This window comes from Rufibacter latericius (assembly GCF_003721515.1).
Taxonomy (GTDB): Bacteria; Bacteroidota; Bacteroidia; order Cytophagales; family Hymenobacteraceae; genus Nibribacter; species Nibribacter latericius.
Map to the genome: position 1 here is coordinate 1 of NZ_RJJD01000019.1, position 16,477 is coordinate 16,477.

Sequence of the window (16,477 nt, forward strand, 5' to 3'; positions counted from 1 at the left end):
TTGAGGGCTCCACTTTCAGGGGCGTCCCTGCCGGACACTGAGCGGTAACCACGGGAAGGCAGTTGAAGTTCCGGCATGGGAGGATTTTTCTTGGGTTCCGCCTTGAGGGGCTTTCCCCCAAAACGCGCCTGAAACACAGGCAGGTCTCAACCACCTCAGGACTGGTAAAAGGAAGAGGCAACGCCTTGGCGCTTTGCCTCCCTCTCCTCAATTATATAGATAATTGTTCTTAACAAATGCTTTTTCATTTGTAATCCTTTATCCAAACCCTAAAGGTGGATCCAAAATTGGGTTTGCTTTCTACGGTAACATACCCTCCAAGTGCTTCGGCTTGGGTTTTCACCAAGTATAAGCCCAACCCTCTGCCTGAGACATGGAAGTGGAAGCGCTTGTAGAGCCCGAACAGGTTTTTGCCCTCTTTTTCTAAATTGATGCCTAAACCGTTATCTGATACACTCAAGCAAACCATTCCATTGTTCTCAAGGTGCTCTGCTGTAATAGAAAGACAAAGGGGGCGATTGGGAGATTTATACTTAACCGCATTGGTCAACAGATTACTTATGATACTGCTCACATAACTTCTGATGGCTCCAATCTCCCCTACCCCGTTTAACTCAATCTTTATTTCTTCAAAGCTGTCTACCGGAAGAACCTGCAGGGCTTGCTCAACTACTTCGGGAAGGTAGATTCTTTCCCGCTCTTCCAGTACCTCTGCCTGCAGGCTTAACATCTCATTCAGATCCCGGATGATATAATCCAGATTTTGGGCAGTTTGACGAAGACGGGCTGTAATCCCTTCCTGAAAACTGTGGTTTTCTGAGGTATCTAACAAGGAAGTCAATCCAAGGATGTTGGCTACGGGAGATCGCAGGTTATGAGAAACAATGTAGGTAAACTGCTCTAAGTGGCGGTTGCGCCGAAGGAGTTCTTCGGTTAGTTTAGCCCGCTCCTCCTCTGCTTTCTTCTGCTCGGTAATGTCAGTTTCAATCACGATGAATTTCTTCTTACCGCCGGTGAGTTCATCTATAATAGGAGTTACATCCAGTTTAGACCAATACACCTCCCCTCCTTTGCTTCGGTTCTGCACCTCCTGCACAAAGGGCTTGTCATAATTCAGCTTCTGCCGAATAACCGATACTTTCTCCTGATTGGTGTCTGGGCCGGCAAGCAGATCGCCGGGCTTGCGGCCAATTACCTCTTCCAAAGTGTACCCGGTTAATCGGGTGAAACCATCGTTCACCCATTCTACCCGGGCTTCTTCATCGGTGATGTAAACGGAGTTCACGGTTTTACTTGCCACCAGGGAAAGCTTCTTAAGCTCCGCCTCCACCTTCTTCCGGGCATTGATGCCTTTGATGAAAACCGAAAGCCCTTCCTCGGAGGGGTAAGCACTTACATCTAACCATTTATTAAGGTGACTGGAGAAATCCTCAAAATGAACGGGATGCTGTAAAGCGAAGGCTTTCTTGAACTTCGTGTAAAACTTCTGGAAATTCTCGGGCGGATAAACTTCCCGAATATCCTTTCCATAGAGTTCTTCGCTTTTTACCCCCAAAGATTTCTCAAATCTGTGGTTCACGTACGTAAAGCGCCACTCCTTATCTAAGGTGAAGAAAGCATCCTTTATACTTTCAAGAATGTTATTGAGCCTGTTGGCGGTATTCTTTAGAAGTCTCTGTTGCTGCTTGGAGGCGGTAATATCCTTGGCAATTCCGTGTATACCTATTAACTCACCACCTACAATGATGGGCACTTTCGTGATAGCCAGGTTCAGTTCTTCACCTTGGGCCGTTACAATCACCGTTTCAGAAGTACTAGACTCCCCAATCAATGTATTTGCATAGTCAGCTACTGCTTCCTTCACCCAGTCTGGGTGAAGGATCTGCACAAAATTCATTTTAAGCAGTTCCTCTTCTGAATACCCGCTACAATCAATCGTGGCAGCATTCACCGATGTAAAATACCCTTCTTTATTAAGGGAGTAAACACCGTCTGGATTGTTCTCAAAAAGGGCCTTGTACATCTTTTCGCTTCGCTCCAATTGGAGTTGGGCTTCCAGCCGATCTGTAACATCCCGGGAATTGATGATGATCCCTTTGATGGCCGGATGATGAAAGCAGTTCACGCCTTTGGTCTCCACCCACCGCCATTTTCCATCAGAAGACTTAAACCGGAAAGGTTTGGTAATGGTCTCCTTTCCTTCCATGACCAGTTGAAATTCTCTTAGAACCGTAGGAACATCCTCGGGATGGATTAAACCAAAGGCATTCAGCTCCAACAATTCTTCAGGCTCAAAACCCAAGACGTGCCTGACGCTACCACTCACAAACGTATAAACACCCTCCTTATCCAGAATGCAGACCATGTCTTGCCCTTCCTGAAGTAAGGCCTGCAAGCGATACTCGTTTTCGCGGCCTTTTGCCTCTACTGAGACCTCTTTGGTAATGTCGCGGGCAATGCAATAGACTTTGCTTTCCTCTTTAATAAGAGACGATGACCAGGAAAAGTAAACTATAGAACCATCTTTGTGGAGATACCGATTTTTGAAATTGAGAGTAGAATTGTGTTTTTGTACCTCAGCTGCATCTCCTGCGGTTTTGGCTAAATCATCTGGATGAATGAACTCACGGCAGTGTCTGCCCATCATTTCTTCGGGCGTATAGCCTAAAATAGAGTTACAGGCCTGATTGACATGGAGGAGGTACCCATCCAGCGAGAAGGTACAGATAAGGTCAGCCGAGGAGTCTAACACTAACTCTAACTCCCGAACCGTGTTCTGCAGCTTCTGTTGGTGTTGTCCAAGTTGTTGCTGGGCTTCTTTTTGAGACCTAAGGTCCCGAACATGCACACTTATATAAGAGGAACCATCTGAGGTGGTAAAGGTTCGGGAACTTAACTCCACCGGAATTTGCCTCCCTGATTGGTGTAGCAGGTTTACTTCACCTTTATAATAGCCTTGTTCAGCCCTGGCTTTTAAACCCGCTTCCCAGCGAGCATCCGAAGGATCCATCAACCCCTTTCTTCCCGTTTTAAGCAAATATTCTTTGGATTGGTTTACCAGTTGGCAAAGAGCTTGGTTCACAAATAAAATGACTCCGTTTGCCTGAACGAGTAACATAGGCTCATGGCTATACTCAGCCAAGGCATACATCAGTTCAAAGTTAACCTGAGAAGTGATAGTGGGTTCCGGCAACTCCTTCCCCGTGGCAATCTTAAACGTATCATTCATTGTAAAGCATCCAAAGCGATAAACCCATTTTGGAAAATGGATTTAACTCATTAAAACTCTCATCTTACTTAAAAGGGGAGGGTAATTACAAATATACACGGCATTTAGATATTTTCAATTCAGGAACACAAACCAAAGGATAATAGATATTTAGCCTACTAATTGTTCTATAAAAGAAGCATAACAGAAAAGAAATACGAGAAATTAGACTTTTCAACTTTACTCCCGATCGAGACCTGTTTTGAAGCTGTTTTAGGGAAAACGGCTTTAAAACAGAAGAGCCACCCTGGAGAGGATGGCTCTTCTGCAAAATGGAAGGATACAGAATCTATTTTCCTATATCTCCTTTGCTTCCTTGCTCGTACTTGCCGTTGAATTTCTCATACAGGTACTGCTGTTTATCGGTTAGGTTCAGTTTGCGTCCTTGAATGAAGGCATGGCTGATTTTGTTGGTGCGCATGTCCAGGATATCGCCCTCAGAAACCACAATGCTGGCATCTTTGCCTACCTCCACAGAACCTACCTGTTTATCAACTCCCATAATCTTGGCGGCATTTAGCGTCACCGATGACAAGGCTTCCTCTTTAGACAACCCAAAAGCTACGGCTGTGCCGGCAATGAACGGAAGGTTACGGGAACCATGCAGGCTGGCGTCATAGTCAAGGCAGAAGAGAACGCCGGCTTTCTGCAGAAGGCCAGGCATTTTGTAAGGCAGATACACATCATCACCGGCTCTGGAAGGCAAGGCATGCACCCCTGAATAGACGACGGGAATGTTGTTTTCCTTCAGGAAATCTGACACTACCAAAGCATCACCGCCCCCCACAATCACGATGTCCTTTACGCCTGATTTCTGCACGAAACGTACGGCTTCTACAATCTCTTTGCCATAATCAGCGTGGATGAAGAGTTTTTTGGAACCATCAAACAAGCCTACCAAAGCGTTAAGCTTCAGATTTTCGCGGTCGTTTTTCTGATTTTTGTAGACTTTGGCCTCAGCTAGCAGAGATTCTAACTCCTGTAATCCGGTTTGCCGGGCCTGACGGCGTTGCTGTACCTGCGGTGAGTTGTCTGCGGTTTGCTGCACCATGGCTGGCCAGCGAAGGTGAACGGCGCCATCGGCTTTCACCAGGGCATCTTCCCAATTCCAGGCATCCAGTTGTACCACCGATGAAGAGCCAGAGATCATTCCGCCTACGGGAGTCACCTGCGCCATCAGCACTCCGTTAGAACGCAGGGTGGGTGTGATGTCTGAATCAGTGTTATAGGCCACCACCGAGCGGACATTAGGATTGAACATCCCTACCTCCTGTTGGTCAAGCGTCGCCCTCACCGATTCAATCTCATTCAGACCCATCTGGGTGTTAGGTAAGATCATGCCCGGATAAATATGCTTGCCGCTCACGTTAACGGTCTCATATGAAGTACCTCCGGCGTTAAAACCCGAGGCAGGGCCTGCATAGGTGATTTTTCCATCATTGAACGCGACGGCCGCTTTTTCCACTACCTGTCCGTTGCCCACGTGCAGGGTGGCTCCGGTCAGCAAAGTTGCTTTGGTTTGTTTGGCAGCCGGCACCGGAACCTGGGCCCAGGCTGCGGTGGTGCTCACGAACAAGGCCGCAGCGAGCAATAAACGATGTTGCATGTTTTTAGAGGTAAAGGTTACCACAGATTTCATTTCAAATAACATAGATAGCCTCCTTATTTTTGACTGTATTCAGATTCCAGATACGTCTCTTCGGCTCCGTTGTCAAGGTCTTCGCAGTGCAGCACCTGGGCACCTCCACGGCGCGACGGAGCCGCAGTTTGGGTTTTCTCCCCACGGGCTTTGGCCGCCAGCATCTTATTGATCAGGCGCAGACGCTCCTTCTCCTGCTCATCCTGCAACTGCTTGTCCTGCTCCACATCAAAGTAAGCAATACCATCTACGAAGGTTTTCTCCGGGCGGGCATAGATTGACAAAGGGTGCTCGTTCCAGATCACCACGTCGGCATCTTTGCCGGCTTTCAGGCTACCTACTTTGTCCTCCAGGTGCAGCAGTTTGGCGGGGTTCAGGGTTACCATTTTCAGGGCGTCTTCCTCAGAAACTCCGCCGTACTTCATGGTTTTAGCGGCTTCCTGATTTAGGCGACGGGCCATCTCGGCATCGTCTGAGTTGATGGCGGTGGTCACGCCCACATTGTGCATGATGGCCGCGTTGTACGGAATAGCGTCTTTCACCTCCATTTTATAAGCCCACCAGTCAGAGAAGGTAGAGGCACCAATGTTACGGGCCTTCATCTTATCGGCTACTTTATAGCCCTCCAGGATGTGGGTGAAGGTATTCACCCGGAAACCCATCTGGTCGGCCACTTTCATGAGCATGTTGATCTCAGACTGCACGTAGGAGTGGCAGGTGATAAAGCGCTCATCTTTCAGTATCTCAGACAAAGCCTCCAGTTCCAGGTCACGGCGCGGCGCGGCGGTTTTGGCTTTCTGCGACTTGGATAGTTTGTTGTAGCCAGCCCAGGCTTTCTGGTATTCCTTGGCACGCTGGAAGGCATCTACCATCACCTGCTCCACTCCCATACGAGTTTGCGGAAAACGCACATTATACTGCGGAGAGCGGTTCGATTGTTTTACGTTTTCACCCAACGCGAACTTGATGAATGGATCAGCACCCTCGAAAAGAAGTTTCTCCGGAGCCTGACCCCAACGCAGTTTGATGATCGCTGATTGTCCCCCGATGGGGTTCGCAGAGCCGTGCAGCAACTGGGAAGTAGTCACCCCACCGGCCAACTGGCGGTAGATGTTTACCTGCTCGTGGTTTACCACATCGGCCATGCGGACCTCCGAAGTTACGGCCTGGGTTCCTTCATTCACACCATCCAAGGCGATGTGCGAGTGTTCGTCAATGATACCCGGGGTTACGTGCTTGCCGGTTCCATCAATTACTTTGGCGCCATTGGCAGAAAGGTTTTTGCCTACCTGCGCGATCTTGCCGTTTTTCAGCAACACATCGGCGTTCTCCAGCTTGCCTTCTTTCTCATTGGTCCAGACAGTGGCGTTTTTGATGAGCACGGTTTCGGATTTAGGCAATTCGGTTCTGCCGAAGGCCGCAAACGGAAAAGTCAGTTTACCCAAGTTCAAAGCTTCATTGGAGCGGGAACGGGCAGTATCACGTTTGGCTTGCTGTGTGGCAGCTTCAGAGAGAAGCGCCGTCCATTTCACGGATTGGGCATCTGGCAATTGGCCTTCGCCCTGAAAACCTTTACCGGTATACCAGCCCGTCAGGCGGATGCTTTCTTTCCCGTTTTTAGTGGGGGCAAATGTCATGGTGAGCAGCTCTCCGCTCAAAGAAAGCATGCCTTTAAGGGTATCTTGGGCTACCACTTTCAGTTCGGGCTTCTCTGGGGTACCGCTGATGAGCATGCGGCGCTCTGGCTGTGTTCCTACTTTCAAGGTGTACACACCACGGAAATCAGCAGGTGTTTCGGTGATTTTGTAGCCTTGGCCCTGCACCCAGTTTTCCAGCAGCAGCGTGGTGGGATCAAACAGATTTCCGGATGCTACCACAAAGTTGGCTTGCATGCCTTCGCGCAGGGTACCCACGTATTTCTCGGCTTTCAGGAGTTTGGCGGGCGTATAGGTCAGGGCTTTCAGGGCTTCCTGCTCAGACAAACCGTACTGGGTGGCTTTGCGCACATTTGGCAGGAACTTGCTTTTGTCACGCAGATCGGCGGAAGTGAACGCGATGGTCACGCCCTCTTTCACCAACATGGCCGGATTGGCCGGGGCCATTTCCCAGTGCTTCATTTCCTCAATTCCTACGCGGCGGGCATCATACGGATCTTCCACGTTATAGGCATCCGGGAAATTCACGTTCAGGATGTAAGCGGCATTCGTTCCTTTGATCTGGGGCAGCATCTGGTACTCATCGCCCTGTCCTTTAAAGATGTACTGGTGCCCGAATTCATCGCCGACTTTATCGGCGCGCACGGCATTTAGTTTGTTGCTTACCTCAAAGATCTGGGGCAAACGGTTGGCTTCGTTGAAGGCTTTGAGGGAGATATTCTGCTCTTTGTCCTGGTTTTTGGCATTCCACTGGGCATCAAGGTAGGTTTGGCGCAGCAACGCGATGGAACCCATAATAGAATTAGGGTATTCTTGGGTAGAGGAACCTTTGTCTAGGGAAAGTGCGCCAGCGGCTTTGTCCAGCAAAATCACCTGGTTTTCGCGTTTGTTCGCCAAGGAAACTAGAGAAGCGGTTCCGCGGGAGATGCCATCTTGATGAATGGTTAAAACGGCCCCAAAACCCAATCTGCGTAATTCCTCAGCCGCTTTGGCGTCTACCTTGAACAGCTCAACGGAATTGGTTTCGGGCCGGATCGCCTGGTTCCAGTTGAAGGCTCCTTCTTTCTTGGTATCTGCCTGTGGCGGGCTATTGAAGCTGAACTGGCGGGCTGGCGGCGTGGGAACTCCGTAGCTGGTAAATGGGTCCACAAAACCGGGGTACACCGTCTTGCCTTTCAGGTCTGTGACAATGGCGCCCTGTGGCACGGCTACCTTGGTGCCAACGGCCACAACTTTGCCGTCTTTGATCACCAGCGTGGCGTTCTCCACTTTGGTCTGGTAGTCCACGAAGATGGTGGCATTGGTGAAGGCCCGCAGGCCGGAGCGTTCATCGTACACCCCATTGCGCGGGAAAGTCTCCTGTGCCCGACTCTGCAGCGACATGGCCGCTACCACCAGCACGGAGAGAAATACTTTTTTCATGAGAGCTTAAATAAAGGTTTGTTTGTGGGATAGGTTGGAATGCAAAAAGGAAAAATAGATAAAAAATCAAGCTAAAAAAAGGGTCGCTTGAAGATTGTCTGCTTTGCTGCCAGTTTCATAAAAACAGGCTTCAAACGGCTTACTATTGATAAAGAAAAAGCCCGGTCAAGTACATTGACCGGGCTATGGTTCTAATAAGAAAAGGGATGATTACAGGTTATTTTCCTTCCGGATAACGCTGTGTTTCTTTCCGTAAGTAAAGTAGATAAGAATACCAATGGCCATCCAGCCTAACAACCGGTACCAGGTCTCGGCAGGAAGACCGGCCATCATACCAAGGCATACTAGAATCCCCAAGATTGGAACCAACGGCACCAAAGGAGTTTTGAAAGGACGAGGACGGTTTGGCTCTTTCACGCGCAGGTACCAAACGCCGGCACACACAATCACGAAAGCCAACAACGTTCCGATGGATACCAAGTGACCCAGTTCATCCACAGAGAAAGCACCGGCTACTACGGCACAGATAGCACCGGTTAAGATAGTACTTACGTGCGGCGTTCTGAATTTAGGGTGCAGTTTACCGAAAATAGGAGGTAACAAACCGTCATTTGCCATGGTGTAGAAGATACGCGGTTGCGACATCAACATCACCAGCATCACTGAAGAAAGACCGGCAATAGCCCCGATTTTGATCAGGTCACGCAGGAAAGTATAACCGGTTTTTTCAATCCCGATGGCAATAGGCTCCGCCACGTTCAATTGGCTATAATGCACCATAGCGGTCAGGATTCCAGACACCATAATGTACAGAATGGTACAGATCACCAAAGAACCTAAGATACCAATAGGCATGTCTTTTTGAGGGTTTTTCGCCTCCTGCGCAGTAGTAGAAACGGCATCAAACCCGATGTAGGCAAAGAAGATTACCCCGGCAGCTCTGATTACCCCGCTCCAGCCGTACTCACCAAAACCGCCCTTGTTCTCAGGCAGGAAAGGAGTCCAGTTTTCAGCAGCTTCGGCCCTGTGACCGAACAGGTAGTTGGCACCCGCCAAAATAAACAGGATAACAACGCCTACTTTAATGATAACGGCAATGTTGTTGAACTTGGCAGACTCACTCATCCCGCGCACTAACAAGATGGTTACCAAGGCAATAGCCACCGCAGCCACCAAGTTGAAGATACCGATAGCATGTGGTAACGTGGCAATATCTACGCCTTCTGCCGCCAGAGAAGCACTTAATTGCTCCGTCACGCGTACCCAGGAACTGGTGCCCGGTAATTGGATCAATTCCACACCAGAAGCGTTGCTCCACTCCGGCGGAATGTTTACGCCCAGGTCACGAAGGAAAGAAACCACGTAGCCAGACCAGCCCACAGCCACCGTAGCCGCCCCGAAGAGGTATTCCAGAATTAAGTCCCAGCCGATAATCCAGGCCACAAACTCGCCCAACGTGGCGTAGCCGTAGGTATAAGCAGATCCCGCGATAGGAATCATAGAAGCGAATTCAGCGTAGCAAAGACCCGCGAATGCGCAACCTAAGCCCGCCAGGATAAAAGCCAGCACAATTGCTGGGCCCGTGTACTGAGCAGCCGCACTCCCCGTCAACACGAAGATACCGGTACCAATGATGGCCCCGACCCCCAAAGCCACCAGATTGACAGGCCCTAAGGTTCGTTTCAGGTTGTGCGCCCCTTCACTAAAGGCGTCTGCGCTAAGCTTGTCTATTGACTTCCTAGCGAAAAGTTGGTTTGCCATAAAATGCGTAAAAATTAGGGAATAGTTTGTTTGTAGTTCGTTTTGTAAAAGGCTTGAAGGGGCTAATATAAGTACTTTTCGCAAGAAGCCATGCGAGCCCCGTTTTTTAGGCTGGTTTTAGATTGAATCTCTCTTCTTAAGGAGCCACTGCCGTTTTAAGCCCCGTTTCCCTAAAGTACACCCAAAACGAAGCACCTCCTCTGCCCTACTACAAATAGTGCAGTTTCTGAAAGTACTGGTTTTATTATCAGAAAGAAATAAAACCCCCACCCGTAACAAGGCCGTGCGTTCCGAAACCTCCTTCCACGTAGCCTCCTACCCTCTTTCCCAACCGCACGCCATATAAAGTCAAATGCCCGAAAGGAACGGTTAGCCAACGCGGTTGGTCTTCATAGTTCTGCTCAGGTCTCCTATCTCGCTGGGCCGCTAATAACCCCATAGATAACCCAGAATACACTTTTATGAAATCAGCATTGATCCAGTTATATTGAACGGAGGGCATGAAGGTGTAGAACCTGGGCCGATCTTCGCCTATCCTGGTCGTTTGTGTCGTTCCTGCAGGCGTTTGGTTTATCTCCTCGGTAACAGAAAAGATATAGGTATAGGAAGCTACCGCCCCAAGGCTCCATCTTTTGCTCAACGTCCTGAAATAACTCACCTGGACCGGACCTACCACGCTGTGGACCCTGTGCTTGATCGGGAAGAAAAAGGTGAACGAATTTCCTAACCTGGTGGCTAATTCCTGAACCGAGAGGGCTCCGTATCCTACCTGAACGAAGTTCTTCCTTTCAGCCACCTCCTGTCCCCAACTCCTTTGGCTTGAAAACAAGGAAAGCATTCCGCAAAAAAGCAGTCGCAGAGGTTTGCCAAGGCCCATGGTTTAGGAGAGTTTTATCAGCTTCAATATATTTAATAATCCTGATATTAAATATTCTTAATAGTAGAACCAAAGCAATTTCCTTTTGCCCAAGTTTTAGGGAAACGAACGGCTTTTTGTATCTTCGTCTGATAGATCCACCAAGGGATGAACAGACACGCGGCACGATGAGAGTTTTACATACAGCAGATTGGCACCTGGGGCAGCGCTTAGCCAACCAGGAACGTACCGAAGAACACCGCGCTTTTTTATCCTGGCTCTGCCAGCTCCTCTGTGACCAGAAAATAGACCTGCTGCTGATCGCCGGCGATGTCTTTGACACCGGGTTCCCTTCTAACACGGCGTTTAAGTTGTATTATGATTTCCTGCGCGAGGTCAAGGAAACCTGTTGCCGCGAACTGGTGATCATTGGGGGCAACCATGATTCTGTCTCCACGCTCAACGCCCCTGCCGAGTTGCTGCGCCATTTCAACGTGCACGTGATTGGTGGCGCCCCCGCTAATCCTCAGGACCAGGTCATCGTCCTTACCCATGAGGATAATACCCCAAAGGCTGTAGTATGTGCCGTGCCGTTCCTCCGCGACAAAGATGTGCGCCTTTCAGTACCCGGTGAAACGGGCGAAGTGCGTGAGGCCCGGCTCAAACAAGGCATCTGCGATCATTACCAGCAATTGGTGCCATTGATTCAGGAATACAAAGAACAAGGCATCCCCGTATTGGCAACGGGCCATTTGTTTGCCGCGGGCGGAAGCGCCTCTGACAACGAGAAAGAAATTCACGTGGGTAATTTGGGCCAGATCTGCGGCGACCAGTTTCCGGCAGAGTTTGACTATGTAGCCCTGGGTCACCTGCACCGGCCGCAGGTAGTTCATAAAATGCCGCACATCCGGTACAGCGGCTCCCCTATTCCCTTGAGCTTCTCAGAAATTGCAGACCGCAAGCAGGTGGTCATCCTTGATTTCGAGGCCGGAAAACTGAGCAACATCCAGGAAGTGGAGATCCCCTGCTGGCGCAAGTTGGTTCGGTTCAAAGGCACCATTGAGGAAATATTCCCCAAGATCATCGCCTTTGACAATGCAGACCGTGGGTACCCCGCCTGGGCCGAAGTCCAACTCCAGTACGAGCACAACCTGTATGACCATACCCATCGGTTACAGGAAGCGTTTGCGTTGCAGCCGCAGGTGCAGTTACTCATCCACCGCCCTTTGCGTACCATTGCCTCCCAAACCCTGGACCAACAGGTTCAGCCCGACCAGGACTTAGCCGACTTAAAACCGAAAGAGGTTTTCCTGAAACGGTGCGAAGAAGCCCTGGAAGCCGACAGTTACCAAAGCCTGCTCTCCACCTTTGATGAACTCCTGGAACTTATGCCGCAGATGCAGGAAGAGTCATTGGAGGTGTCGGGCTCTGAAATGAAGATTTTGGAGTAGGCAGTTACTTTCCATACCCATACTTAGCCAGTGCCCCGTTTAGAGCCCATTTTATGAAAATGGGCTCTAAACGGGGCACTGCTTTTTCAACTGATTGGCTTAAAGGCTTCTTGATTTTTGTCTTTCGTGCATTGGTTAGCTTCTAAGAACATTTAAGTTTCTTTCTTCCGCTTCGTTTCTAACAGTGCTTTTACTCCCATTTACAAGACTCAGGAGTAATTATAGGGCTTATCTATAATTAAATAGCTATTATCAATTTGATTAATAAAGGCTAAACTTTCACCTTTAGAACTACATACCGGAGCGGAAAGCGCTTAAAACAGTAGTTTTCATCTCCAGTATAAAGGCAAGAGACTTTCAAGGTCATAACTTCCTTGGAAGGGGTTCGTTACTATATATATCATCCTAATCCCCAGTTATCTATGGAAAAAGATCAGAATAAAACAAACGGTCAATCCGGGAGCAATGGCCAAGGGAAGCAAAACCTCACCACCCGCCAGGGTCATCCCGTTACGGATAACCAAAACCTCCGAACGATTGGCAGCCGAGGACCGGCCACATTAGAGAACTACCACTTCATTGAGAAAATCAGCCACTTTGACCGTGAGCGGATTCCAGAGCGCGTAGTACACGCTCGGGGAGCCGGAGCCCACGGCGTATTCGAAGCTTACGGCACCGTAGGCGGTGAGCCCATTGCCAAGTACACCCGCGCCAAGCTGTTCCAGGAGAAAGGAAAGAAAACCGATGTATTCGTGCGTTTCTCCACAGTAGGCCACGGCGGACACTCGCCTGAGACCCTGCGTGACCCCCGCGGATTCGCCGTAAAATTCTACACCGAAGACGGAAACTGGGATTTAGTGGGCAACAACCTCAAGATCTTTTTCATCCGGGATGCCATGAAATTCCCAGATCTGATTCACTCGCAAAAACCAGATCCGGTGACCAACATCCAGAGCGGAGAGCGTATTTTTGACTTTATCGCCAACACCCCGGAGTCTACCCACATGGCTACGTTCCTGTTCTCGCCCTGGGGTATTCCGGCCAACTACCGGCAGATGCAGGGCTCAGGCGTGAACACCTACAAATGGGTGAACGCTGATGGAGAGGCCGTGCTGGTGAAATATCACTGGGAGCCGCTGCAAGGCATCCGGAACCTAACGCAAGCCGAGGCCCAGGAAATTCAGGGCAAAAACTTCAACCACGCCACCCAGGATCTGTTCGAAGCCATCAAAGAAGGAAATTTCCCTGAATGGGAGCTTTGCGTGCAGATCATGAGCGACGATGAGCACCCAGAACTGGACTTCGATCCGCTGGATGACACCAAGCTGTGGCCAATTGACCAATTCCCTTTCCTGCCAGTTGGCAAGATGACCCTGAACCGCAACCCCGTAGACTACTTCAACGAGGTAGAGCAAGCGGCCTTCGGGACCGGCGTTTTGGTAGACGGACTGGAGTTCTCAGATGATAAAATGCTGCAGGGCCGTACCTTCTCTTACTCAGATACGCAACGCTACCGCGTAGGACCAAACTACCTGCAGTTGCCTATCAACGCGCCAAGAGCCAAGGTAGCTACCAACCAGAGAGGCGGCCAAATGTCTTTCCACACCGATTTCGGCGAAGGTCAGAACCCGCACGTGAACTACGAGCCTTCCACCCTGGGCAACATCAAAGAAGCCCCCAAAGCCGGCAAAGACTATCAACCTCGCTACGAAGCCAACCTGGTGCGCCAGAAAATTGACCGTACCAACGACTTCAAGCAAGCCGGTGAAACTTACCGCAACTTTGAGGACTGGGAGCGCGATGACCTCATCACCAACCTGGTGAACACCCTGGCTACCGCCGATAAGCGCATTCAGGACAAGATGATTGAGCACTTTACCTTAGCAGATCCTGACTATGGCCGCAGAGTGGCCGAAGGTCTTGCCAAAACCACCAAATCACAGGAAGACAAAGGGCCGAGCGGCGCTATCTCTCCACAGGAAGGCATAGAGCAAGCAAAGCAAGTGTCGCATCCTGCTAACCCTTATTAATTTACGTTTTACATCCGTTTTTTGAAAACAAGCCTGAAACGCCACCTCTCTGGGGTGGCGTTTCTTTTTTCATTTCTGACGAACTCCCACAGAAAGGTGCTCCCTATTTTGTTTTCAATTCTCTCCTGTCCCCAAGTATTGGCTTCTTTTGTACCTTGAGTCAGATTTCATATCCTTGCTTCTTCATTCCTTACCTTATGCAAAAAGAAGACCTGCTGGCTACCCAGGCCAGAATCACGCCTTTCATCCACAGAACTCCCGTGCTTACCTCACGCTTGCTTAACGAGATAGCCGGGGCGGATCTGTACTTTAAGTGTGAGAACTTCCAACGAATGGGTGCTTTCAAGATGCGGGGCGCTATGAACGCCGTGCTCCAACTTTCTCAGGAGCAGAAAGACCGGGGCGTGGTGACGCATTCTTCCGGCAACTTTGCGCAGGCACTGGCCTTGGCGGCGCAGAACATCGGGGTCAAAGCTTACATTGTGATGCCCGAAAACGCGCCGCAGGTGAAAAAAGATGCCGTTCGCGGCTACGGCGGAGAAATCATCGAATGCGCCTCCAACCCTATTGCCCGCGAGGAAGTGGCAGCCCGGGTAGAAAAAGAAACCGGTGCCTACTTCATCCACCCTTCCAATGACCGTGAGGTGATTCTAGGCCAGGGCACTGCCGCCATGGAACTCCTGGAAGACCAACCTGACCTGAACTACATTTTTTCCCCTGTAGGCGGCGGCGGCCTGATTGGCGGCACAGCTTTGGCGGCGCATTTCTTCGGGAGGAACTGCAAGGTAATCGGCGGTGAGCCTTTTGAGGCAGATGACGCCTACCGGTCCCTTTTAAGCGGACAGATAGAATCAAACGAAAGCACCAACACCCTGGCTGACGGGCTTAGAACGCAGTTAGGCGATATTAACTTCCCCATCATTCGGGAGCACGTAGAGAAGATCATACGGGTAGAGGAAACGGAGATCATCGCGGCCTTGAAGCTTATCTGGGAGCGCCTGAAGATTGTGGTGGAGCCTTCCAGCGCAGTAGCGTTAGCGGCTTCGCTTCGGGACAAGGAAGAGTATGCCGGCCAGAAAGTAGGCGTGCTTTTATCCGGGGGAAATGTAGACATATCCAGTCTTCCGCTTTAAGCCGGTTTTCTGGAAATCAGGCTAAAAGCAGGAGAAATCCTTACCTTTTAAAGGAGTGGTTTCCCTGAGAACAGCAGTTGAAGATCAAGGTATTGAAGAACGATGGGGAACAAGGCAAAAAAGCAGCATATCTCTTAAGCCTCGTTCCCGTATCTTTTAGTTAACACCTAATACACACAGTACAACTATAAAACTATGATAGAAACCAAAGGATACGCCGCATTTGACCCCAACTCTCCGTTAGCGCCTTTCAACTTTGAACGCCGTGAAGTGGGTCCGCATGATGTATTGATTGAGATCCAATTCTGCGGGGTTTGCCACTCAGACCTGCATACCGCCAAAGGCGAATGGGGCGGCGCCCTGTATCCCGTTGTTCCCGGTCACGAGATTGTGGGCCGAATTGTGAAGGTTGGCGACCACGTGCAGAAGTTTGCCGTGGGCGAAATGGCGGGCGTAGGCTGCATGGTGGGTTCCTGCCAGAGCTGCCCGAGCTGCTCAGACGGGCTGGAGCAATACTGCGAGAAAGGATTTATTGGAACTTACAACAGCCCCGAGCCCGGTTTAGACACACCCACTTACGGCGGCTACTCTAACCTGATTGTGGTTTCAGAGAACTTCGTGCTGAAGATCAGAGAAGACCAGGATCTGGCCCGGGTGGCTCCCCTTCTGTGCGCCGGTATCACTACATACTCGCCGCTCCGCCACTGGAACGTAGGCCAAGGCCACCGGGTGGGAGTAGTTGGATTGGGTGGATTAGGCCACATGGCCGTGAAACTGGCCGCCTCCATGGGCGCTGAAGTAACCGTGCTCAGCACTTCCCCCTCCAAAGAAGCCGATGCCCAGTCTCTGGGAGCCCACAAGTTTGTGGTGACCAAAGACCAGGAAGCCCTTAAACAAGTGACGGGCTACTTTGACTTTATCATCAACACCGTTTCTGCGAAGGTGAGCTTGGACATGTACGCCAGTCTGCTGCGCCGCGACGGAACCATGATCCTGCTTGGAGTTCCGCCGGAAGCACCAGAACTGCACGCGGGCACCCTTATCTTCGGGCGCCGGAGAATTGCGGGTTCCTTGATTGGCGGCATCGCTGAGACCCAGGAAATGTTGGATTATTGCGCCGAGCACAACATCCTGTCAGACATCGAGGTCATCAACATCAACCAGATCAACACCGCCTATGACCGCATGCTGGCCGGCGATGTGAAATACCGTTTCGTGATAGACATGGCTAGTTTGGAAAATACAAGCGCTTAATCAACTCC

Annotated in this window: 9 protein-coding genes; 4 read left to right on the forward strand and 5 right to left on the reverse strand. The window is 50.2% G+C overall.

Translation table 11 applies throughout. From position 1 onward, the window contains the following. Nucleotides 1–244 precede the first annotated feature (244 nt). The 5 genes from EFB08_RS19560 to EFB08_RS19580 all read right to left on the reverse strand — a co-directional run bounded on the left by EFB08_RS19560 (nucleotide 245) and on the right by EFB08_RS19580 (nucleotide 10,541). Nucleotides 245–3,229: a PAS domain S-box protein gene (locus tag EFB08_RS19560; RefSeq protein ID WP_123128675.1), complete on the reverse strand. Its 2,985-nt coding sequence runs from the start codon at nucleotides 3,227–3,229 to the stop codon at nucleotides 245–247. A 328-nt stretch (nucleotides 3,230–3,557) separates the two neighbouring features. Continuing rightward, nucleotides 3,558–4,874, reverse strand: a complete 1,317-nt coding sequence (locus tag EFB08_RS19565) for an amidohydrolase family protein (RefSeq protein WP_123128704.1) — start codon at nucleotides 4,872–4,874, stop codon at nucleotides 3,558–3,560. A 56-nt stretch (nucleotides 4,875–4,930) separates the two neighbouring features. Further along, on the reverse strand, nucleotides 4,931–7,984 hold the full coding sequence (locus EFB08_RS19570) for an amidohydrolase family protein (protein ID WP_123128676.1): 3,054 nt from the start codon (nucleotides 7,982–7,984) through the stop codon (nucleotides 4,931–4,933). 210 nt (nucleotides 7,985–8,194) lie between these two features. Next, on the reverse strand, nucleotides 8,195–9,745 hold the full coding sequence (locus EFB08_RS19575) for an amino acid permease (RefSeq protein WP_123128677.1): 1,551 nt from the start codon (nucleotides 9,743–9,745) through the stop codon (nucleotides 8,195–8,197). Nucleotides 9,746–9,992: 247 nt separating this feature from the next. Continuing rightward, on the reverse strand, nucleotides 9,993–10,541 hold the full coding sequence (locus EFB08_RS19580) for a hypothetical protein (protein WP_125077813.1): 549 nt from the start codon (nucleotides 10,539–10,541) through the stop codon (nucleotides 9,993–9,995). 248 nt (nucleotides 10,542–10,789) lie between these two features. Here EFB08_RS19580 and EFB08_RS19585 point away from each other — a divergent pair, with 248 nt between their 5' ends. The 4 genes from EFB08_RS19585 to EFB08_RS19600 all read left to right on the forward strand — a co-directional run bounded on the left by EFB08_RS19585 (nucleotide 10,790) and on the right by EFB08_RS19600 (nucleotide 16,469). Beyond that, on the forward strand, nucleotides 10,790–12,052 hold the full coding sequence (locus tag EFB08_RS19585) for an exonuclease SbcCD subunit D C-terminal domain-containing protein (protein WP_123128679.1): 1,263 nt from the start codon (nucleotides 10,790–10,792) through the stop codon (nucleotides 12,050–12,052). A 422-nt stretch (nucleotides 12,053–12,474) separates the two neighbouring features. Beyond that, a complete protein-coding gene (locus EFB08_RS19590; RefSeq protein WP_123128680.1) occupies nucleotides 12,475–14,082 on the forward strand; it encodes a catalase in 1,608 nt (535 codons plus the stop codon). 197 nt (nucleotides 14,083–14,279) lie between these two features. Continuing rightward, complete coding sequence (locus tag EFB08_RS19595; RefSeq protein WP_123128681.1) at nucleotides 14,280–15,215, forward strand: pyridoxal-phosphate dependent enzyme; 936 nt, start codon at nucleotides 14,280–14,282, stop codon at nucleotides 15,213–15,215. A gap of 195 nt (nucleotides 15,216–15,410) precedes the next feature. Continuing rightward, nucleotides 15,411–16,469: an NAD(P)-dependent alcohol dehydrogenase gene (locus tag EFB08_RS19600; protein ID WP_123128682.1), complete on the forward strand. Its 1,059-nt coding sequence runs from the start codon at nucleotides 15,411–15,413 to the stop codon at nucleotides 16,467–16,469. Nucleotides 16,470–16,477: the final 8 nt, after the last annotated feature.

Bases quoted from the DNA above. Each gene is read 5' to 3' on its own strand.
- EFB08_RS19560 (WP_123128675.1), bottom strand. From the start codon at position 3,229: ATGAATGATACGTTTAAGATTGCCACGGGGAAGGAGTTGCCGGAACCC.
- EFB08_RS19565 (WP_123128704.1), bottom strand. From the start codon at position 4,874: ATGCAACATCGTTTATTGCTCGCTGCGGCCTTGTTCGTGAGCACCACC.
- EFB08_RS19570 (WP_123128676.1), bottom strand. From the start codon at position 7,984: ATGAAAAAAGTATTTCTCTCCGTGCTGGTGGTAGCGGCCATGTCGCTG.
- EFB08_RS19575 (WP_123128677.1), bottom strand. From the start codon at position 9,745: ATGGCAAACCAACTTTTCGCTAGGAAGTCAATAGACAAGCTTAGCGCA.
- EFB08_RS19585 (WP_123128679.1), top strand. From the start codon at position 10,790: ATGAGAGTTTTACATACAGCAGATTGGCACCTGGGGCAGCGCTTAGCC.
- EFB08_RS19590 (WP_123128680.1), top strand. From the start codon at position 12,475: ATGGAAAAAGATCAGAATAAAACAAACGGTCAATCCGGGAGCAATGGC.
- EFB08_RS19595 (WP_123128681.1), top strand. From the start codon at position 14,280: ATGCAAAAAGAAGACCTGCTGGCTACCCAGGCCAGAATCACGCCTTTC.
- EFB08_RS19600 (WP_123128682.1), top strand. From the start codon at position 15,411: ATGATAGAAACCAAAGGATACGCCGCATTTGACCCCAACTCTCCGTTA.